At 65.9% G+C, this 19,366-nt stretch carries 21 protein-coding genes and 1 tRNA gene; 16 read left to right on the forward strand and 6 right to left on the reverse strand.

The window, feature by feature from the left end; translation table 11 throughout:
* Window positions 1–25: 25 nt before the first annotated feature.
* From galU to NIBR502771_RS11405, 4 genes are all read left to right on the forward strand, one after another.
* The gene (gene galU / locus NIBR502771_RS11390; protein WP_141159848.1) at window positions 26–931 is read left to right on the forward strand and encodes a UTP--glucose-1-phosphate uridylyltransferase GalU; all 906 of its coding nucleotides are present in this window, start codon (window positions 26–28) and stop codon (window positions 929–931) included.
* 4 nt (window positions 932–935) lie between these two features.
* Entirely contained in the window at window positions 936–1,556 is a 621-nt protein-coding gene (locus NIBR502771_RS11395; protein WP_141159849.1) for a GNAT family N-acetyltransferase, read from the forward strand.
* 81 nt (window positions 1,557–1,637) lie between these two features.
* Window positions 1,638–2,579, forward strand: a complete 942-nt coding sequence (locus NIBR502771_RS11400; RefSeq protein WP_246839648.1) for a hypothetical protein — start codon at window positions 1,638–1,640, stop codon at window positions 2,577–2,579.
* A gap of 120 nt (window positions 2,580–2,699) precedes the next feature.
* A tRNA-Ala gene (locus NIBR502771_RS11405) sits at window positions 2,700–2,772 on the forward strand.
* A 39-nt stretch (window positions 2,773–2,811) separates the two neighbouring features.
* Here NIBR502771_RS11405 and NIBR502771_RS11410 read toward each other — a convergent pair.
* Window positions 2,812–3,192, reverse strand: coding sequence for a hypothetical protein (locus NIBR502771_RS11410; protein WP_141159850.1), 381 nt, complete (start codon window positions 3,190–3,192; stop codon window positions 2,812–2,814).
* Between the two features lie 146 nt (window positions 3,193–3,338).
* Here NIBR502771_RS11410 and NIBR502771_RS21225 point away from each other — a divergent pair, with 146 nt between their 5' ends.
* The 3 genes from NIBR502771_RS21225 to NIBR502771_RS11425 all read left to right on the forward strand — a co-directional run bounded on the left by NIBR502771_RS21225 (window position 3,339) and on the right by NIBR502771_RS11425 (window position 5,334).
* Window positions 3,339–3,860 (forward strand): MBL fold metallo-hydrolase, encoded by a 522-nt coding sequence (locus NIBR502771_RS21225; protein WP_168225741.1) that lies wholly within the window; start codon window positions 3,339–3,341, stop codon window positions 3,858–3,860.
* 457 nt (window positions 3,861–4,317) lie between these two features.
* Window positions 4,318–4,470, forward strand: coding sequence for an LPXTG cell wall anchor domain-containing protein (locus NIBR502771_RS11420; RefSeq protein ID WP_141159851.1), 153 nt, complete (start codon window positions 4,318–4,320; stop codon window positions 4,468–4,470).
* Window positions 4,471–4,575: 105 nt separating this feature from the next.
* Window positions 4,576–5,334, forward strand: a complete 759-nt coding sequence (locus NIBR502771_RS11425; RefSeq protein ID WP_141159852.1) for a Pr6Pr family membrane protein — start codon at window positions 4,576–4,578, stop codon at window positions 5,332–5,334.
* Between the two features lie 52 nt (window positions 5,335–5,386).
* Here NIBR502771_RS11425 and corA read toward each other — a convergent pair whose 3' ends face one another.
* The gene (gene corA / locus NIBR502771_RS11430) at window positions 5,387–6,382 is read right to left on the reverse strand and encodes a magnesium/cobalt transporter CorA (RefSeq protein ID WP_141159853.1); all 996 of its coding nucleotides are present in this window, start codon (window positions 6,380–6,382) and stop codon (window positions 5,387–5,389) included.
* The gene (locus NIBR502771_RS11435) at window positions 6,383–6,874 is read right to left on the reverse strand and encodes an Lrp/AsnC family transcriptional regulator (protein WP_210411212.1); all 492 of its coding nucleotides are present in this window, start codon (window positions 6,872–6,874) and stop codon (window positions 6,383–6,385) included. It lies immediately after the preceding gene.
* A gap of 171 nt (window positions 6,875–7,045) precedes the next feature.
* Here NIBR502771_RS11435 and NIBR502771_RS11440 point away from each other — a divergent pair, with 171 nt between their 5' ends.
* Window positions 7,046–8,290, forward strand: a complete 1,245-nt coding sequence (locus NIBR502771_RS11440) for an MFS transporter (protein WP_141159855.1) — start codon at window positions 7,046–7,048, stop codon at window positions 8,288–8,290.
* 22 nt (window positions 8,291–8,312) lie between these two features.
* Here NIBR502771_RS11440 and NIBR502771_RS11445 read toward each other — a convergent pair whose 3' ends face one another.
* Together NIBR502771_RS11445 and NIBR502771_RS11450 are read right to left on the reverse strand one after the other, a co-directional pair.
* A complete protein-coding gene (locus NIBR502771_RS11445; RefSeq protein WP_026265760.1) occupies window positions 8,313–8,816 on the reverse strand; it encodes an Lrp/AsnC family transcriptional regulator in 504 nt (167 codons plus the stop codon).
* Between the two features lie 131 nt (window positions 8,817–8,947).
* Window positions 8,948–10,189 carry an MFS transporter gene (locus NIBR502771_RS11450; RefSeq protein WP_141159856.1) on the reverse strand — a complete coding sequence of 414 codons (1,242 nt, stop codon included), beginning with the start codon at window positions 10,187–10,189 and terminating at the stop codon, window positions 8,948–8,950.
* 97 nt (window positions 10,190–10,286) lie between these two features.
* Between NIBR502771_RS11450 and NIBR502771_RS11455 the strand changes: the two genes are divergently transcribed.
* Together NIBR502771_RS11455 and NIBR502771_RS11460 are read left to right on the forward strand one after the other, a co-directional pair.
* The gene (locus NIBR502771_RS11455; protein WP_141159857.1) at window positions 10,287–11,261 is read left to right on the forward strand and encodes a LysR family transcriptional regulator; all 975 of its coding nucleotides are present in this window, start codon (window positions 10,287–10,289) and stop codon (window positions 11,259–11,261) included.
* 86 nt (window positions 11,262–11,347) lie between these two features.
* A complete protein-coding gene (locus tag NIBR502771_RS11460) occupies window positions 11,348–12,298 on the forward strand; it encodes an N-acetylglucosamine kinase (RefSeq protein WP_141159858.1) in 951 nt (316 codons plus the stop codon).
* On the opposite strand, the gene NIBR502771_RS11465 is transcribed toward NIBR502771_RS11460, so the two are convergent.
* Window positions 12,295–13,314: a pirin family protein gene (locus NIBR502771_RS11465; protein WP_141159859.1), complete on the reverse strand. Its 1,020-nt coding sequence runs from the start codon at window positions 13,312–13,314 to the stop codon at window positions 12,295–12,297. The two genes, NIBR502771_RS11460 and NIBR502771_RS11465, sit on opposite strands and share 4 nt — an antisense overlap.
* A 237-nt stretch (window positions 13,315–13,551) precedes the next feature.
* On the opposite strand from NIBR502771_RS11465, the gene NIBR502771_RS11470 reads away from it, so the two are divergent.
* The 6 genes from NIBR502771_RS11470 (at window position 13,552) to NIBR502771_RS11495 (ending at window position 19,358) form a co-directional block, all read left to right on the forward strand.
* A complete protein-coding gene (locus NIBR502771_RS11470; RefSeq protein WP_141159860.1) occupies window positions 13,552–14,652 on the forward strand; it encodes an ABC transporter ATP-binding protein in 1,101 nt (366 codons plus the stop codon).
* Window positions 14,652–15,386 (forward strand): ABC transporter permease, encoded by a 735-nt coding sequence (locus tag NIBR502771_RS11475; protein ID WP_141159861.1) that lies wholly within the window; start codon window positions 14,652–14,654, stop codon window positions 15,384–15,386. Before NIBR502771_RS11470 ends, NIBR502771_RS11475 begins: the two co-directional genes overlap by 1 nt.
* Entirely contained in the window at window positions 15,383–16,129 is a 747-nt protein-coding gene (locus NIBR502771_RS11480; RefSeq protein WP_141159862.1) for an ABC transporter permease, read from the forward strand. Before NIBR502771_RS11475 ends, NIBR502771_RS11480 begins: the two co-directional genes overlap by 4 nt.
* Window positions 16,126–17,088 carry an ABC transporter substrate-binding protein gene (locus NIBR502771_RS11485; protein ID WP_141159863.1) on the forward strand — a complete coding sequence of 321 codons (963 nt, stop codon included), beginning with the start codon at window positions 16,126–16,128 and terminating at the stop codon, window positions 17,086–17,088. Before NIBR502771_RS11480 ends, NIBR502771_RS11485 begins: the two co-directional genes overlap by 4 nt.
* 143 nt (window positions 17,089–17,231) lie before the next feature.
* Window positions 17,232–18,452, forward strand: a complete 1,221-nt coding sequence (locus tag NIBR502771_RS11490) for a pyridoxal phosphate-dependent aminotransferase (protein WP_141159864.1) — start codon at window positions 17,232–17,234, stop codon at window positions 18,450–18,452.
* Between the two features lie 51 nt (window positions 18,453–18,503).
* Entirely contained in the window at window positions 18,504–19,358 is an 855-nt protein-coding gene (locus NIBR502771_RS11495; protein WP_141159865.1) for a polyphosphate kinase 2 family protein, read from the forward strand.
* Window positions 19,359–19,366 lie beyond the last annotated feature (8 nt).

Consider the following 19,366-nt stretch of genomic DNA (forward strand, 5'->3'; position numbering starts at 1 on the left):
TTGACGCTGACGTTAGATTAGTCCGGTGAACACCAGTAATCCCAGAGTCCGCAAAGCCGTCATTCCCGCAGCGGGCCTGGGCACCAGGTTCCTCCCTGCCACCAAGGCTATGCCCAAGGAAATGCTTCCCGTCGTGGACAAGCCTGCCATCCAGTACGTCGTGGAGGAAGCCGTCCACGTGGGCCTCAGCGACGTGCTGATGATTACCGGCCGCAACAAGCGGGCCCTTGAGGACCACTTCGACAGGGTGCCATCCCTCGAATCGACCCTCCGGGAAAAGGGCGACACCGAAAAGCTCGCGTCCGTCCAGGCAGCGAGCCAGCTGGGCGATATCCACTACGTGCGGCAGGGCGATCCGCACGGGCTGGGGCACGCAGTGCTCCGGGCAAAGCAGCATGTGGGCAATGAAGCCTTCGCTGTCCTGCTGGGCGATGACCTCATCGACGCCCGCGACGAACTCCTCAGCACCATGATCGACGTGCAGGCCCAAACCGGAGGGTCCGTCGTCGCCCTCATCGAAGTGGAACCGTCCCAGATCAGCGCCTACGGTTGCGCCGACGTCCAGGAGATCGACGGCGGAGACTACGTCCGGGTCAACCGGTTGGTGGAGAAGCCCTCGCCCGAGGAAGCGCCGTCCAACCTTGCACTGATCGGACGCTATGTCCTGCACCCCGCCGTGTTCGAAGTCCTTGAGCACACGAAGCCCGGCCGTGGCGGCGAAATCCAGTTGACCGATGCCCTCCAGGAACTGTCCACCGGTGACGGCGAGGGGCACGGAGTGTACGGCGTGGTGTTCCGCGGCCGCCGCTACGACACCGGAGACAAGCTGAGCTACCTCAAGGCCTGCGTCCAGCTGGCCATCGACAGCGAGGACCTGGGCCCGGGCCTGCGGGAATGGCTTCCGGGCTTCACCGCCGGCCTTTCCCGGTAGCGCCGTGCGCACTGGAACCATCTGGCCGGTCACCCTCGAGTGCGGCGACCTGGTCCTGCGGCCCATCCGGTACCGCGACAAAAAAGAGTGGACCGAAGTTCGATACCGGAACAGCGAGTGGCTGGCCCCGTGGGAGGCCTCCAACCCGGACCCGCAGGGCGGACTTCCTGACTACCGGCACATGGTGCGGTCCCTGAATATCCAGGCCGCCCAGGCCACCGCGCTTCCCTTCCTCATCACCGAGTGGAGGCAGGGTCTGCGGAGCCCGGCCATCGTGGGCCAGTTGACAGTGTCTTCGATCGTCTGGGGTTCGGCAATGATGGCCACGTTGGGCTATTGGGTGGACCAGTCCCGGGCCGGGCGCGGGATAGCCCCCACATCCGTGGCGCTGGTAACGGACCACTGCTTCCGGGCGCTCGGGCTGCACCGGATGGAAATCAACATCCGGCCCGAGAACGGCCCGAGCCTGCGGGTGGTGGAGAAGCTGGGGTTCAGGGACGAGGGCTACCGGCCCCGTTTCCTGCACATCAACGGCAAATGGGCTGACCACAGGTCGTTTGCGCTCACCTCGGAAGAGGTCCCGGAGGGCCTGCTGGGCCCGTGGCTGGCATCGCGCCGGTCATAAATCCAACGGTTTGCCTATGCGGACACGACACACCGCGGCTAATGCGGCCTGAGCAGGCATGATGCTCATACGGTTTTGAGTGTGGACTTCCCCCTTAGCAGCTCAGTGATCCTTGTGGTTGCCGTCGCGCTCTGGATTGTGTGGGTTGCCCCCTACGTCCTCCGGAACCGCCGGCAAAAGTTCCAGCCCGCCGTCGAGTTCCTCGCAGACGCCCCCGCCGATGAGCGGCCGGACCCCCAGTCCGGCCTGGTCCGAAACGTCGCCGCCCAGCAGGAGAAAGCCATGGAACCCAGGCAGAGCGCCGCATCCGCTGCCGGCACTGCAAGTACTCCACCTGCGGCGCCATTCCGCATCCGCTACGGCCGGACATCGTTGGCTCTCGTGGGGCTGCTGTCACTCGTCACCGCCTTCATCTCCGGCGTGATTCTCCTTTTCGGCATCGGTTCGCCCGCCCTTCCGCTCACCTGCACCCTGCTGACGGTTGCGTCCGTGGCACTGCTGCGCTGGCTCGCCGTCCGTGACCGCAAGGCGAAGGTGGACGCCGCCTTCCGCTCCGCGATGAGCGCCCCGGCGCGCCGTCCCGACACCGCCGAGGCAATCCCGCCGAAGATTGAAAGCGCCCCCACACGGCGTGACAGCCCGCTTTTCGACGCCGAGGCAGGAGAGCCGAAGGCCAAGCCACTTACCGCTGTGGAGCTGCGGGAAGCAGCCCTCGCCGTCGCCATTGCGGCCGGCGACACCAGCGCAGGAGCGTCCGCACCTGCCGTTCCCTTGAACACCCCATGGGAGCCCGTAGAGGTTCCCAAGCCCGTCTATGTTGAGGCTCCCAAGGCCGAGCGTCCCGAACCGAAGCCGCTGGAGCTCCCGGAAGCACCAAAGGCAGTGGGGAAGCCCTCGCTGAAACAGGGCGCCACCTCCGCTCCGGCCGTTGAGGCAGCTGCCGCAACGGAAGCGCAGCAGCTGTCCAAAGCCCAAAGCGCCCTCAGCAACCTCGACGACGTCCTGCAGCGCCGCCGCGCATAGGGTTGCGGGGCGCCGCCCCAGCTCCCGCGCGTCAATTGGCGTTGGGCTACGAAAATTTGTAGCCTAGGGACACCGGTTCCGCACCGGCAGGCAACAAACCTGCAGGACGCGGATTCGTCCGGGGCTATAGCTCAGTTGGTAGAGCGCTTCGTTCGCATCGAAGAGGTCAGGAGTTCGAATCTCCTTAGCTCCACAATTTTCAGCGGTTTTCCATTATGCTGCTGGCCGGGCTTCAAAGCATGCAGAGGCCCTGCGGGTCTGAAGTTCCTTCTCGGATCACAATGGCGGTGAGGACGGTCGTTTCGACCGACTGCACACTGGCGAATACCGGGAGTACGGCCAGGACCGCCGGCAGGCTCAGCAGCCGGCCGGACCGGACGTTCCACGTGAAGGGGAATCGCGTGAAGGCGGCAACAGCAACCGCCATGGCGGTGAACACCAGGACACCGCCGAGCCGACGGTACATGCTGTCCCACCCGGTGGCGGCATCAAGGACGAAGGCGGCGAAGAGGTTCGCAACCGCGGCCAACAGAACGAGCACCAGAACCCGTTGCAAAGGACTCATCCCTGCACGCATGTGGCCGGTGCTCAATGAGGGAGTGTCTCCTGCCATGGGTGCTCCTGGTCTGTCAGGCTGGCTGACACGGCGCAACTGCCCTCAAGGGATACCCTGAGCCGGCAGGAGTCCAACAGGGACTAACGGCAGGTGCTTATCAGCCGGACATCCCTCCCAATATAGGCGGCTCAACCGGACTGGTATTGGTCGATGCAGGGCCTGAGGGCGGTGCTCCCGAAACAGGTCAAGCGCTGGGGCGGGTTGGTGCGACTTGGTCGGACGTCACTGACGTCATTCTGACCCATTCACACGCGGACCACGTCGGCGGCTTGGACCAGGTGGCCTCGAAAGCCCAACGTGCCACCTTCTGGGCCGGCGCACCAGATATTGGGGACATACTTTCAAAGGCGCCGCTTCGCCCAGCTTCGGAAGGCGATAATGTTCGTGGCCTACGTGTGCTGCAGACGCCAGGACACACGAAGGGCCACATCAGCCTTCTGCATGAAGAGGAACGGATTCTCTTTGTCGGTGACGCAGTCGGGACTGTTACCGGGACTATGGCCAGGGCGCCGTCACAGTTCACCGCGGATGCTGCAAAAGCCGAAGTCTCACTGCGGAGACTCTCCGAGTTGCAACCCGCCAGGATGCTCTTCTCACACGGACCCGAGGTCCCTGACCCGGTCGGCCAGCTTCGTGAACTGCTCGCCTCAACCTCCGGAGATTGATTTTGCTTCGTCCAAAGGAACGCAGGCTCCCTCCACCTGACCAGTAGGGGCGCGCGGTGCGGGCACCGGCGTAGATCAGGGTCCAGGGATGACCGCCTCAGGATGCTGGCGCTACCGTCGAATCCGTGATCTTCGAGGTGGACTAGCAGGCCCTAAGGACGGTTCCGAGGCCGCGTCCGAGGCACTTCCCGATGGCGGCCACCGCTCCACCTGGATCGCCATCCAATGACTGCGACCGTGAGCCGGAGGACCATGAATGCTGTCCCGCGAATGACGAACACCCAGTCCAGCGGCCGGTCTTGTTGTTCGGGATGGTCTATGACTTCCAGAAGCCCGTCAGTAACACTGGAAGGTTCGTCCGGTGGTACTCGTGCTGGCGGGGCACGATCCAGCCGCAGAAGTGCAAAACGCGGCTACTGATGAGGGCAGGGGAAATTTGGCGGCCTAGAGTGGGTCCATGGGAATCATCATCGGCCTTCTGGTCATCTGGCTCATCCTGTCCATCGTCGGCTTCGTCGTCAAAGGCCTCATCTGGCTCGCCATCATCGGGCTGGTCCTGTTCGTCGCCACCGGCGTCTGGGGCTGGCTGAAGCGCAAAACGAACGCCTGACCAACATCCGCCTGCCGGACTAAGAACTCCCAGCCCGGCCCGCGGATGACCCGGACGGCCGAAAGACCCTAGCCCGCCGGCGGCAGGCCGCACCATGCTTTCCCCATGAGCCGCAGAGAATCCGCATCCGGTCCCGGGGAGTTTCTTCCGCCCGTCCGCAGGAACATTGCCGCCAACCGTGCCCTGCACCCTGACCGCCCCTGGATCCGGGCCGTGCGCATCGCCGTCGGGATTTTCGTGCTCGCAGCGCTGGTCCAGAAGACCTTTGACGCCACCCTTCCCGGTAACGATGTGGATGTTGCCCAACTGTTCTCGGAGTTCACCGTGCAGGGGAACCTTGCCCTAGGGCTCGTTTTGATGCTTTCGGGTGTCCGGCCACGGAGCCGGCTGCCACTGTGGTGGGACCACCTTTTCGGCGCTCTGGTCCTGTACCTGGTGATGACGGGGATTATCTACGTTGTGCTGGTGGCTCCGCCGGGGGAGCCTTGGTGGAGCTGGGACCTGTACTGGCCCCAAATGGTCCACCACCGCCTTGCTCCGCTGGTGACCGCGCTCGATTGGCTCCTGGTCACCAGGACCGTCCGCGGGACGTGGTGGCGGCCCTTGGCGTGGCTGGGCTACCCCGTGGCCTTCCTGGCGTTCTCCTGGATCCGAGGGGGTCTCGACGGGTGGTACGTCTACGACTTCCTCGATCCAACGCTCGACGGCGGGTGGGCGACGGTGTTTGTTTCCACCGCACAGGTGCTGGTTGCGTTCCTGGTTGTAGCTGCCATCGTCCACGCCGCGGGCAACGCCCGGGTTGCGCTGGCCGCGGGCCGGCCGGCCCGGGCAAAGAGCGTCCGGGGCGCCGGAGCGGCCGCCTGAGCGGCGCCGGCTAGACCCCGGGCTGGAAGTTCCGGCACCGGGACATCCGGCCCTAGATCCAGCCCTTCTTCTTGAAGATTCCGTACATGAGGGCCCCGGCCGCAACCATGAGGATCAAGGCGTAGGGATAGCCCGCGGCCCAGTGGAGTTCGGGCATGTTGTCGAAGTTCATCCCATAGATGCCGGCGACGAAGGACGGCGCAAACAGGATTGCTGCCCAGGATGAGATCTTCTTGACCTGTTCGTTCTGCTCGGCGCTGGCCTCGTTCTGCCGGTTGGCGGTCAGGGTTCCGTCCAGGGTCAGGGCGTTCTGCAGCAAGTCCCGGAACGAGTCGGCCCGGGAGATCACCCGCTCCACGTGGTCCTCAACGTCGCGCAGGTTGTGCCGCAGTTCGGTTTCCACCCCGTACTTCTCGAAGCCTTTCTTCAACTGGTCCAGCATCTCCGGCAGGGGATGGATGGCACGCTGGAACTGGATTACTTCCCGCGCCAGTTCGTAAATCCGGCGCGACACCGAGGAATCGCCGCTGAACAGTTGGTCCTCGATCTCGTCAATATCGTTTTCCAGTCCGGCCACCACCGGAGCGTAGTCGTCCACCACACGGTCCAGCAGGGCGTACAGAACCGCTTCCGGCCCGTGCTGGAGCAGGTCCGGCCGTGCCTCCAGCCGCTGCCGCACCCGGGCCACGCCAGCCGTTTCCGCGTGCCGGACGGTCACGACGAAGTTCTTCCCGGTGAAGACGTGCAGCTCGCCGAACTCCACCGTCTCATCCACGTCCAGGTACCTTGCGGGCCGCAGGACGGTGAAGAGGTTGTCGTCGTACCGTTCAAGCTTGGGGCGTTGGTGGGCCGACACGGCGTCCTCCACTGCCAGGGCGTGAAGGCCGAATTCGTTGGCGACGGCGGTCATCTCTTCCGCGGTGGGCCGGTACAGCCCGATCCAGGCCATACCTCCGTGCCTGGCGAGGGTCTCGAAGGTCTGTTCAAGGCTTTCGGGCTCCGCGTGGCGGACGCCGTTGACGTAGACGGCGTTATCGATGATGGTCATTCAGGAAATCCTAGCCGGGGCGGCGGCACTGCTGAGACCGCTGATGAGGGGTTCGGTCCGGTACGGGATGTGGGTGTGCAGGGCCAGGACGGTTTCTGTCCGGATGACCCCCTTGATCCTCAGGACCTGCCGCAGGGAGGACTGCAGGTTGTGGGTATCGGTGGCTACCACCCGGCACCAGACGTCCCCGCGGCCGGAAATTTCGTGGACTTCCAGAACCTGCGGAATGAGGCGCAGCGCCCCCACGACGCCGTCGAGCTCGCGGTGGGAAACTTCGATGGTCACGAACGCCACGACGTCGTAACCCACCGCCTCAAGGTCAACCTCGCGGCCGCCCGGCCGCAGTACGCCGGCGCGGAGGAGGCGCCGCACACGCGACTGCGCCGTGTTGCGGGCGATGCCCAGGGAATCGCTGAGCTCTCCGATCTGGATCCGGGGATCCCTGATGAGCGCCAGCAGAATCCTCAAATCGGTGGGGTCCAATTTGTTCAAGAACGTCACTCTCCATCATCCAGGGATGCCCATGTTGACTATTTTGCTCAATTATCCACCTGTTATTGGATGAATTACTCAGCACTGCCGCACTCTTGAACCAACACAGTTGTATCCGCGCCGGGCTCCCACAAGGACCACCCGCCGCGGCGAACCCCTAAGGCGGCACAAATGACGGTCTTCAGCGAATTGCGCATGCGTCCGGCGACAGCCATGCCCCGCGGTTGGAATGCCTCCACCACTGCGCGGCTGGTGATCTCCGGCGCGGTGATCTTCATGCTCCTGGTGGGCGCCAACCTCGCCACCCCGCTGTATCCGCTGCTCCAGGCCAACCTGGGACTGTCCAGCCTGGAGGTGACCGCAGCGTTCGCCAGCTACGTCCTGGCGCTGGTGGGAACACTGCTCCTGGCCGGGCACTGGTCGGACCACATCGGCCGCCGGGCGGCCCTCCTGGTCGCCGTGCTGACGGGACTGGCGGGCGGCTGGATCTTTGCCGAAGCCCACTCGCTGGCCGCACTGTGCGCCGGCCGGGCACTTCAGGGCGCGGCAGTTGCGCTTGCCACGGGAGCCAGCGCGGCCGCCCTGCGGGAGTTGCTTCCGTCCCGGCCAGAGTGGGCTTCGCGCTTTACGCTGCTGGCCTCGTCCGGGGGAGTGGCGGCGGGACCCGTGATCGGCGGCCTGCTGTCGCTGCTTCCCGGAGCCACCACGGCACCTTATGCCGTCCATTCCCTGCTGATGGCCGGGCTGCTGGTGCCGCTGTACCTGATCCGTGCCCGCCCGGCCATCATGGTTCCCGCGGTGTCCCGGCCGCTGCATGCCCTGGCGCCCCGCCGGCCCTCCGTGTCGCGGCAGGCGAGGGGCCCCTTTTGGCTGGCATCCGGCGTCGGCTTCCTCAGCTTCGCCGTGTTCGGCTTCTCACTCTCACTGGCCCCGGGTTACTTCGCACAGGTCCTGGGCACCGACTCCCGGCCACTGATCGGCGTCCTCGCGGGCCTGCCGCTCGGTGCGTCGGCCCTTAGCCAGTTGGTGACCGTGCACGGCCGGCGGACGGTACCGGCTGGCCTGGCGGTCCTGGGCGTCTCTGTCATGCTGCTGGGTGCCGCAGGGGCCTGGCACAGTCCCATGATGCTGGTCAGCGCCGCCGTCGCCGCCGGGGTGGGGCAGGGGCTGGCGTTCCGGACCGTCTTTAACGATGTGGCGGCCCGCGTGGAACCGGCCCGCCATGCGCAGATCATCAGCACCGTCTATGTGATCACCTACCTGGGAAGCGCAGTCCCCGTCCTGGGGCTGGGCTGGGCCAGCGCGGCGTTTGGGATGGCAGCGGCCGTGCAGGGCTTCGTCCTGCTCTGCGGCGGGGCGGCCTTGGGACTTGCAGCCGTGACGCTGGTGCAATCGGCACGGCGGAAGGTTTCCTGAACGGCCCCGGCCGCCCCGGGTGCTAGTCCGGAAGTGGTCCGTGGTTGCCCTGGATGTGTTCGAAGACGAGGGTGGTTTCGGTGTGGCCCACCACGGGGTCGGTGGCCAGGTTGTCCAGGACCCAGTCCCGCAGGTCTTCGGTGCTCCCGACGGCGATGTGCAGCAGGTAGTCGACCGAACCTGAGGTGTGGAATGTGGAAAGAACTGCGGGCAGGTGCGGCACCCGGGCGGTGAAGCGGTCGATCTGGTCGCGGTCGTGGGCGCGGAGCCGAACAGCCACCAGTGCCTGCACGGACCTGCCGATGGCTGACAGGCTCAGCTTCGCCTCGTAACCCTGGACGATGCCACGCTCCGAAAGGGCACGGGTGCGCATCAGGGCTGTGGAGGGGGCGATTCCCACCATCTCGGCGAGCTGTTTGTTCGAAATCCTGGCATCCGCCACCAGGGCCGCGAGGAGACGCTCGTCGATGGCGTCCAGCGGCTCCAGGTGCGCCCCGGGCCTGGTGTTCCTTGCATTCGTACTCACTGCGGTTCCTTCCAAGCGGTCCTAGTTCATCCTAGACCGCAGAATCGCCGCAAGCTGCGCAGCAGGAGCGCGTCCTGCCGAACATCCTGACACCCCGGGGGCTGCTCGTAACCGGTTAATTCGCCGGCAGGTTACGGCGTCAGGGTGTGCTCTGTCCCGGGATGGACGACGGCGACAGTTGCCGCAGTCAGGCACGCCAGGACCATGACCGCTCCCGCAAGGGCGTTCCACCCCCAGGCCTGGAAGACCAGGCCGCCGGCCCAGCCCAGCAGGCTGGAGCCGAGGTAGTAGGCAAGGTTGTACAGAGACGCCGCCTGCGCCCGTCCGGTCCTGGCGATGGCGCCCGTCCAGCCGGAGCCGATGCTGTGGGCGGCGAAGAAGCCGCCGGTAAACACCACAAGCCCGGCCAGGATCAGGACCAGGGACTGGGTGAGGGTCAGGGCAAGTCCTGCCAGGGCAAGCGCCAGTCCTGCCAGCAGCACGTTCCGGCGGCCGTACCTGGTGGTCATGCCCGCGGCCCAGCGGGAGGAGAAGGTGCCGGACAGGTAGGCCAGGAAGATCAGGCTGATGACCGTGGCCGGAAGCCCAAACGGTGCACCGGACAACCGGAAGCCCAGGTAGTTGTAGACGGCCACGAATCCGCCCATCATCAGGAAGGCCTGCGCGTACAGGGCCAGCAGCCTGACGTTCCGCAAGTGTCCGCCGAGAGTCCGGACCGCACTGCGGAAGCCGGAGGCCTGGGCCGGGAGGAACCCCCGGGCCCGCGGTACCAGGACAAGGAAGGCGACGGCGGCAACCGTCGCCAGGAGGGACACGGCCAGGGCTGCCGACCGCCACCCCCAGATCTCCCCAACCGGCCCCGCGACCAGCCGCCCGGACAGTCCTCCCAGTGTGGTGCCGGCAACATAGCTTCCCGCGGCAAGGGCTGCGTGGGCTTTGCTGACTTCCTCGTTGAGGTAGGCAATGGCGATGGCGGGAATGCCGCCCAGGGCCATTCCCTCGAGGAGCCGCAGCGCCAGCAGCATGGGGAAGCTGCTGGCCATCGGCACCAGCAGCCCCAGGACGGTGGCCGCGGTGATACCCCACATCATCGCCTTGACCCGGCCGATCCTGTCCGCCAGGAAGGACCACGGGATCACCGTGGCAGCCAGGCCAACGGTGGCGAGCGAAATGGTGAGGGCGGCCTCGGCGGCCGTGATGCGCAGGTCCGCGGCCAGGAGGGGGAGGACCGCCTGGGTGGAATAGAGCTGGGCAAAGGTGGCCACGCCCGCGCAGGACAGGCCGGCAAGGATCCGCCCGTACGCCCTGGATCCCTTGGCGTGGCCGGTCCAGAGAGGCGACGCATCAGTTCCGGCGCTTGCGTTCTGAGGCATCCAGCCAGCGTAGTCCCGGTAGATGAATGCCTCCAATGCATGCTTTATGCCAAAGTGATAGCAAATATTGATTGTTTTTGCCTGGAAGGAACTGCCGATGGAGCCGGACCGGAAACAACTGGCGCAGTTGCTCCCGCTGCTGCCGGTGCTTGCAGAGCTGGGCCGGACCGAGCACGTGACGGAAACGGCGGAACTGCTCGGAGTACCCCAGTCAACGGTGAGCCGGGCGCTGGCGAGGGCCAGCGCCGCCGTCGGCACCGACCTCCTGGTCAGGGACGGACGCGGTGTCCGTCTGACTCCTGCCGCCCGCACACTGCTGCCCTACATCGAGCAGGCGCTCGCAGAGTTCCAGGCCGGACTGGACCTGGTGCGCAATGAATCCGAGGTGATCAGGGGCACAATATCGGTGTCTTTCCAGCACACCTTTGGCGAGGCCACCCTGCCGCTGCTGATCAGTGCCTTCCGGGCACGGCATCCCGGGACTGGATTCCGCCTCAGCCAGGGGGCCCGCGACACCTGCCTGGATGAGTTGTCAGCGGGGGAGGCGGACCTCGCCCTCACGGCACCCGTTGCGCCCCCGGGCAAGAACCTGGACTCCGCACCCCTGTACCGCGAGCCGCTGCGCCTGGTGGTGCATCACGCCCATCCGCTCGCCCGGCAGCGGATGGCCCGGCTGGCCGACATCCGAACGGAACCCGTCGTGGTGCTCGGGCCCGGCTACGGGCTGCGTTCCCTCACGGATGCACTTTTCCGCGAGGCCGGCTTCCGCCCGCGGATCGCCTTCGAAAGCCAGGATTCCCATACCGTCCGGGGGCTGGTTTCCGCGGGCCTTGGCGTCAGTATCCTCCCGCCCGGCGGCGATCCCCCCGGCCGGAATCCGCGTCCTGAAACGGGGGACCTGGGGTGGGTGGAACTTCCGCTGGACTCGCCGCTCGCCTTCCGGGAAGTCGGCGTGAGCTGGCGCCGCCGGAAACCGGAGAGCGAACCGGTCCCTGCCCGGCTTTTCCGGGAGATGGTGGTGGGGCAGGGCGCCGGATTGCTGGCCGGGCTGGTCACCAGGGCAGGACGCTGAGCGGAGAAAGCGCCCGACGGCGGCGGGCTGGCTTCCGGGGCCCAGGGCCAGGGCACCAAACAGCACGAGGCAAGTACCCTTGTGACGTGACAAACACCCAGAAGCCCCCTGCCGCTCCGTTTGACCAAGCGGCAGGTTCCCCGGCCAGTCCATTGCACGGCATCACGATCGGGCTGGACATCGGCGGCACCAAAACGCACGGTATCCGTTTCGAGGACGGTGTCCCCGTGGCCGACGAATCGGCCGGAAGCTCGAACGTCCAGAATGTCAGCCGGGAGCAGGCCGCACGCAACCTCGCGGACCTTTTCGCCAGGATCGGCGGAGGACCCGTGGACCGGGTGTACGCGGGATCCGGCGGAATCGATACCGACGAGGACGCCGCCGCCCTCGCCGCACTGATCCAGCCCCTTGCCCCCGGAGCACGTGTCACCGTTGTCCATGACTCCCGCCTCCTGCTGGCCGCGGGACGCGCCACCACGGGCGTGGCGGTCATTGCGGGCACCGGCTCGGCCGCCTGGGGACGCAATGCCGACGGCGGTGAGGCCAGGGCCGGCGGCTGGGGCTACCTGCTGGGGGATGAAGGCAGCGGCTACTGGCTGGGCAGGGAAGCGGTGCGGCACAGCCTGCGCAGGATGAACCAGGGGCTGCCAGTCGACCAGCTCACGGAGGCACTCCTGGTGTCCTGCGGGCTGGACCATCCCAACAAGCTCATCGCCTTGTTCCACTCACCGGACACCGGGAGGCGCTTCTGGGCGCAGCAGGCCAGGCACGTCGTGGAAGCCGCGGCTGCCGGGCACCGGGACAGCGCAACGTTGTTGGACCAGGCCGGGCAGGACCTCGCTGCCTTGGCCGGCCAGGTGCTGGGCCTCTTGAAGATCAAAGGTCCGGTGATCCTGGGCGGCGGGCTGGGCATGAATGTGGCACCCCTGCAGGAGTCCTTCCGCCGGCACCTCGCCGAAACCGGGGTCACGGACGTCAGGGTGCTGGATCAGGAACCGGTATTCGGAGTGCTGCAGTTGGTGGCAGAACCCGCTTAGCCCACGGAACGCTTCCTCGGCGTCAGCCGGACGCCAGGGAGCGGGGGAGCCGGGATGCGTCCGGCTTCCGCCCCGGCATCCGGTCCGTGTCCCGGGACCAGGCCGTAACGGGCCGCTGCTGTTTCAGCGTCCGGCAGGCCGGCCTGCGCCTCCCAATCGTCCCTCGCCTTTTCCACTTCATCATGCGTGCGGCCCACAAAGTTCCACCACATCAGCAGTTCCTCGGCGAACGGCTCACCGCCAATCAGCAGGAACCTCGTACCGGGCAGTGCCGCCACCCTCAATTCGCTGCGGCCGGTGCCGAGGTAGCCCAGCGGCCCCGCCGGCAGGTCCTGCCCATCCACCGCCAGGGCGCCGTCGAGCACCAGGATGCCGTGCTCAAAGCCGGGGTTCAACGGCAGCGCCGCCTCCCCTTCGCACGAAATGTCCGCGCCGACGATCGGCGAAAACACTGTTGCGGGGGAGGCCACCCCGGCAAACTCGCCCACCATGACCGTTACCGTAAAGCCCGGTCCGGCGGCGCGTGGCAGCTCGCGGTGCTGCTCAAATTCCGGTTCCCGGTGCCGGTCCCCGCCAGGAAGTGCGACCCACAGCTGCAGGCCCCGTTGCACCGGCAACTCCCCGCCGTCGGCAGGAAGCACAGCGAACTCGGAGTGCGAGACGCCGCGACCGGCTGTCATGATGTTCAGCTCCCCGGGACGCACCACCACGTCGCTGCCCACGCTGTCCCGGTGGCGGATATGCCCCGCCAGCGGCCACGTGACCGTCTGCAGCCCGATGTGGGGGTGGGGAAGGACGGACATCGCCGTCCGGTCCGGGCCGAAACTGTCCAGGAAGCACCAGGCCCCGATCGTGGGAAGGCCGCGCTGGGGCAGCGTGCGCTTGACGTTCATGGCGCGGACCCCGCCCAGGGGTACTTCGCGTTCGGGCCACAGCTGCAGGCAGGGGCCGGACATCCCTCCTTCCGGGGCGGGCGGGCAAACTTCCTGCTGGGGCGAAACTTCCAAGTTGGTCACGCCTCCACTGTAGGCCCGGCCGCGGCGCCCCGCAGGAGCCGCCGGACGGCCGGATCCCGGGAAACCCATCCATCCCTGCCGGGGTACCGAATGGTTACAGTAGGGATTCCTTTGCGCGGATTAGGGCCCCAGCTGCTGAAGCCTGACCCCGTTTGGGTTACCGTAACTATCAGCGTGCTTATGGCAGTGTCGCGGTGCTGGGAACAGCCCGTCCAAGAGAACAGGTAAGTCCGCACCATGGACCAGGCGATGATCGAGTTCCAGAGCGTTACCAAGCAGTATCCGGGTGGCCAGCCGGCGGTGGACGGGTTGTCCATGTCCATTGCCAAAGGGTCCGTCACCGTTTTCGTTGGCCCATCCGGCTGCGGGAAAACAACATCGCTCAGGATGATTAACCGGATGGTGGAGCCCACGTCCGGGACCATCACCGTGGACGGCCGCGATGTCACGTCCGTACCGGCTGCGGAACTTCGGCGGTCCATGGGCTACGTGATGCAGTCGGCCGGACTGCTGCCGCACCGCTCCGTCCTGGATAACATTGCCACCGTCCCGCGGCTGAACGGGGTCTCAAAAGCGGAAGCCCGCAAGCGCGCCAGGGAACTCCTGGACGTGGTGGGCCTGGCGGCGTCCCTGGGCGGGCGCTACCCGTCACAGCTTTCCGGCGGCCAGCAGCAGCGCGTCGGCGTGGCCCGCGCACTCGCCGCAGATCCGCCCGTGCTCCTCATGGACGAGCCGTTCAGCGCGGTGGACCCCGTGGTCCGCGACGAACTCCAGCAGGAACTGCTCCGGCTGCAAAAGGACCTGGCCAAAACCATCGTCTTCGTGACCCACGATATTGACGAAGCCACCATCCTCGGCGACAAGGTGGCCGTCTTCGCCACCGGCGGCAAGCTGGCCCAGTACGCCTCGCCGGAGGAAATCCTGCGGGCGCCGGCAAACCAGTTCGTGGCGTCCTTCGTGGGGCGCGACCGCGGCTTCCGCCACCTCGGCTTTGCCCCGTCCGACGGTGTGGCCATCCACCCGGTGCCAACAATCATCAGGGCTTCCGGAGGGTATGAGTCGGATTCCAGCGCTGCCGGCGGCTGGCAGCTGGTGGTGGACGCGGACAAGCGCCCGCTGGGCTGGTCGGCGCCGGGGACCGAAACCGAACTCGTTCCCGGCGGTTCCCTGTTCCGTCCCGGAGATAGCCTCCGCCGCGCCCTGGACTCTGCCCTCTCCTCGCCGTCCGGCCTTGGCGTTGCCGTGGATGCCGACGGCGTAGTGCTGGGCGTGGTCCGCGGCGGCGAGGTCCTGGCACTGATCGAAGAAGCACGCCAGGTGCGGCAGGCTGCCCTCTGATGGATTGGTTCCTGGCCAACACCGGCATGATCCTGGAGCGCGGCGGACAGCACTTGGTGCTGGCACTCGTTCCCATGGTCCTGGGGCTGATCATTTCCATCCCGCTTGCGCAGTTGGCCCGGCGGAACAATGCCCTTCGCTCCGTGGTGCTGACGGCCTCCTCCCTGCTGTACACGATTCCGTCGCTGGCGCTGTTCATCATCCTTCCCACCATCCTCGGGACCCGGATCCTGGATCCCCTCAACGTGGTGGTGGCCCTGACCATCTATGCCGTTGCGCTGCTGGTGCGCGCGGCCCTGGACGCCTTCGATTCCGTGGACGCGGACATCAGCCAGGCTGCGCAGGCCATGGGCTTCAAACCGCTGGCCCGGTTCCTGCAGGTGGACCTCCCGCTCTCCCTCCCCGTCATGTTCGCCGGCCTCCGGGTGGTATCCGTCAGCAACATCTCGCTGGTCAGCGTTGCGGCCCTCCTGGGTGTCGGCAACCTGGGCATGCTCTTCACAGACGGTCTCCAGCGGGACTTCGTCACCGAGGTGGTGGTGGGCATCATCGCCATCCTGGTCCTGGCGCTGTTGATGGACGCGGTTCTGGTCCTGCTGGAACGCATCCTCACCCCGTGGGAGCGGGCAGGGAAGCCGCAGGGCCACGGGACACAAGGCCACGGGACACAGGGCGTCCCCGCCGGAGCACCCGAAGCCGATGGCGCTGCTTCCACAGTTGGTGAAGCAGCATGAGCAACGTGTTCGCCGATACCTTCGCCTGGCTCGCAGACCCGCTGCACTGGTCCGGGAGCATGGGCATACCCGCCAGGCTGGGGGAGCACCTGCAATACACCGGCCTGGTCATGCTGATCGCTACCGCCATTGCAGTACCCGTCGGGATGTTCGTCGGCCACACAGGGAGGGGCCGGGTGGCCGTGGTCGCGCTCGCGGGCGCCCTGCGTGCCCTGCCCACCCTGGGCCTGCTGATCCTGTTCGTGCTGCTGGCCGGCATCGGGCTGATGCCACCCATCTGGGCCCTGGTGATCCTCACGGTCCCGCCACTCCTGGCCGGAACCTACGCGGGCATCTCCAGCGTGGACCGCAACGTTGTGGATGCTGCCAGGGCCATGGGCATGACCGAACTGCAGGTCCTGTTCCGGGCGGAACTGCCCAACGCCGTCACCGTCATGTTCGGCGGCTTCCGGACCGGCGTGCTGCAGGTGATAGCCACCGTCTCGGTGGTTGCCTACATCAACCTCGGCGGCCTGGGTCGGTATCTGTTTGACGGACTTGTCCTCAGCGATTTCCCGCAAATGCTGGGAGGTTCCCTCCTCATCGCCGTGCTGGCCATTGCCGTAGACCTCATCCTGTCCCTGTTCCAGAGGCTGTCCCTGACACCAGGGGCCTCGAAGCTGTCCTTCCGCAGCCAGGAGGCTGCGGTTGATCTCACAGACCCCGTTGTTGCGGAGACTGTTGTACAAGGAGGTAAGTCATGAAAAATAGCCGTCCCCAGCGCCTCGGCAGGCGGGCGTTCACCGGCCTTGCCGCCGGGCTTGGCCTGGCCGTGGCGCTGTCCGCCTGCGGTGGATCGTCCGATCCCCTGAAAAACGCGCCCGCGTCCAGTGCGGGCGCTTCCGGGGGAGCCACCTCCCTGGTGGTGGGCTCCGCCGACTTCCCGGAAAGCCAGATCATCGCCGAGCTGTACGCCGGCGCCTTGAACGCCAACGGAATCACCGCCACCACCAAGCCGAACATCGGCTCCCGGGAGGTCTACTTCAAGGCTGTCCAGGACGGTTCGGTGGATGTGGTGCCGGATTACAGCGGCAACCTGCTGCTCTACGTCAACAAGCAGGCCACCGAAGTCTCCGCCGGCGACATCGCCAAGGCGCTGCCGGGCAAGCTGCCGGATGGCCTCGGCGTCCTGGACGTTTCCAAGGCCGAAGACAAGGACGCCATGGTGGTCACCAAGGCAACGGCCGAGAAGTACCAGCTGAAGTCCATTGAGGACCTGGCCAAGGTCTGCAGCCAGATTGTCGTCGGCGCCCCGGCAACCTTCGCCGAGCGCGCCTACGGACTGCCCGGGCTGAAGAAGAACTACAACTGCGAACCCAAGAAGCTGGAGCCCTTCAGCGACGGCGGCGGCCCGGTGACGCTCAAGGCCCTCCTGGAGGACCAGGTGCAGGTGGCCGACATCTACACCACCACTCCGTCCATCGCGGACAACGACCTCGTGGTGCTGGATGATCCCAAGAACAACTTCATCGCCCAGCAGGTCCTGCCGCTGTACAACAAGGCCAAGATGACGGATAAGGCCAAGCAGGCACTGAATTCTGTGTCCAGCATCCTTACCACCGATGACCTGATCAACCTCAACCGGGCTGTCAGCGGCAGCCAGAAGCAGGACGCCAAGACCGCAGCTGCCGCCTGGCTGAAGGACAAGGGCATCGTCCAGTAGGGGCCCGTTCCCTGCCCGGGCGGGCAGGAACACACTGGTGACAACGACGGTGGCTGCCGGACTTTCGAAGGTCCGGCAGCCGCCGTCGGCCATGTGGCGGATGTCTCAACGGCCATTCATCCTTCCTGTGGCATATTTGAGGGATGGCAGAATTCAGGCAGTCCACGAAGCTCAATAACGTCCTTTACGACATCCGTGGACCGATCCTCGAAGCCGCCCAACAGATGGAGGCGGAGGGCCACCGGATCCTCAAGCTGAACATCGGAAACCCGGCACCGTTTGGATTCGAAGCGCCGGACGCCATCCTGGTGGACATGATCCGCCACCTGCCCCACGCCCAGGGCTACAGCGACTCGCGCGGCATTTTCTCGGCCCGCACCGCGGTCTCGCAGTACTACCAGACCCGCGGCATCCAGAACATCCACGTTGATGACATCTACCTGGGCAACGGCGTCAGCGAGCTGATCACCATGTCCCTGATGGCGCTGCTCGATTCAGGCGACGAAGTGCTCATCCCCACACCGGATTACCCGCTCTGGACGGCGTCCGTGGCGCTTGCCGGCGGCAAACCGGTGCACTACCTCTGCGATGAAGAGTCCGGCTGGCAGCCCGACCTGGAGGACATGGAAGCGAAGATCACGCCCCGCACCAAGGGGATCGTGGTCATCAACCCCAACAACCCCACCGGCGCCGTCTACCCCGAAAAGACCCTGAAACGGATCGTGGCCCTCGCCGAGAAGCACGGCCTCGTGATCTTTGCCGACGAGATCTACGAAAAGATCCTGTACGAGGACGCTGTCCACGTAAACCTCGCCGGGCTGACCGGCGACGACGTCCTGTGCCTGACCTTCAGCGGGTTGTCCAAGGCCTACCGGGTCTGCGGCTACCGGGCAGGCTGGATGGCCATTTCAGGACCCAAGAAGGATGCCGCGGACTACCTTGAAGGCATCAACCTGCTGGCCAACATGCGCCTGTGCGCCAATGTCCCGGCCCAGCACGCCATCCAGACGGCACTGGGCGGATACCAGAGCATCAACGACCTCATCCTCCCGGGCGGCCGGCTGCTCGAGCAGCGCAACAAGGCCTACGACATGCTCAACGCCATTCCCGGCGTCAGCACTCAGCAGGCGAAAGGCGCCCTGTACCTCTTTCCGCGCCTTGACCCGGAGGTCTACCACATCAGGGATGACGAGAAGTTTGTCCTCGACCTCCTGAGGGAACAGAAGATCCTGGTCTCCCACGGCCGGGCCTTCAACTGGGTGCGCCCGGACCACTTCCGCATGGTGACACTGCCCAACGTGAAGGACATCGAAGAAGCCATTGGGCGCATGGGGGACTTCCTAAGCAGGTACCAAGGGAACTAGCCTGTGCTCACGGGCCACCGGGCCCGTGTATCCCCTGCGGAGAGGAACCCCATGGCCCGCGTCGTTGGCTTCGACCAGCATCCCTCTGACACGCTGCGCGTTGGAAAGGGATTTTCCCTGGCCTCGGTTGACCCGGATGCCACCCCGGGCTACAGCGGCAACAAGGCTGACGGTGAAGCGTTGCTGGCTGAGTTGGACGGAAAGCTCTCCGAGATGCAGGAACAGCTGTTCGCCGAATCACGGGCCGGCGGAAAGAAACGGATCCTCCTGGTCCTGCAGGCGATGGACACGGCGGGCAAAGGTGGAATCGTCAACCACGTCATGGCCACCATGGACCCGCAGGGTGTCCAGTTCAAGGCGTTCAAGGCCCCTACCGAGCAGGAGAAGTCCTACGACTTCCTGTGGCGTATCGAGAAGGAAGTCCCCGCAGCCGGCATGGTGGGGATCTTCGACCGCTCGCACTACGAGGACGTCCTCATCCACCGCGTCCATAACTGGGCCACCCCGGAAGAAATCAGCCGGCGCTACCGGGCCATCAATGAATTCGAGGCCCGGCAAACCGACGCCGGCACGAAGATCATCAAGGTGATGCTCAACATCAGCAAGGATGAGCAGAGGTCCCGGCTGCTGGCCCGCCTGGACAACCCTGCCAAGCACTGGAAATACAGCAGCGGCGACCTGAAGGAGCGCGCCTTTTGGGATGACTACATGGCTGCCTACCAAGCTGCTTTCGACGAGACCAGCTCAGCCATTGCGCCCTGGTATGTGGTGCCGGCCAACAAGAAGTGGTTCGCCCGTATCGCCGTGCAGCAGTTGGTGATGTCGGCGCTGTCCGATTTTCGGCTGGAGTGGCCCAAGGCTGAATTCGACGTTGACATCGAAAAGGAACTCGTCGCCCGTTCGTGACTCAACGG

Origin of the sequence: Pseudarthrobacter sp. NIBRBAC000502771 (assembly GCF_006517215.1) — a bacterium.
Lineage (GTDB): Bacteria > Actinomycetota > Actinomycetes > Actinomycetales > Micrococcaceae > Arthrobacter > Arthrobacter niigatensis.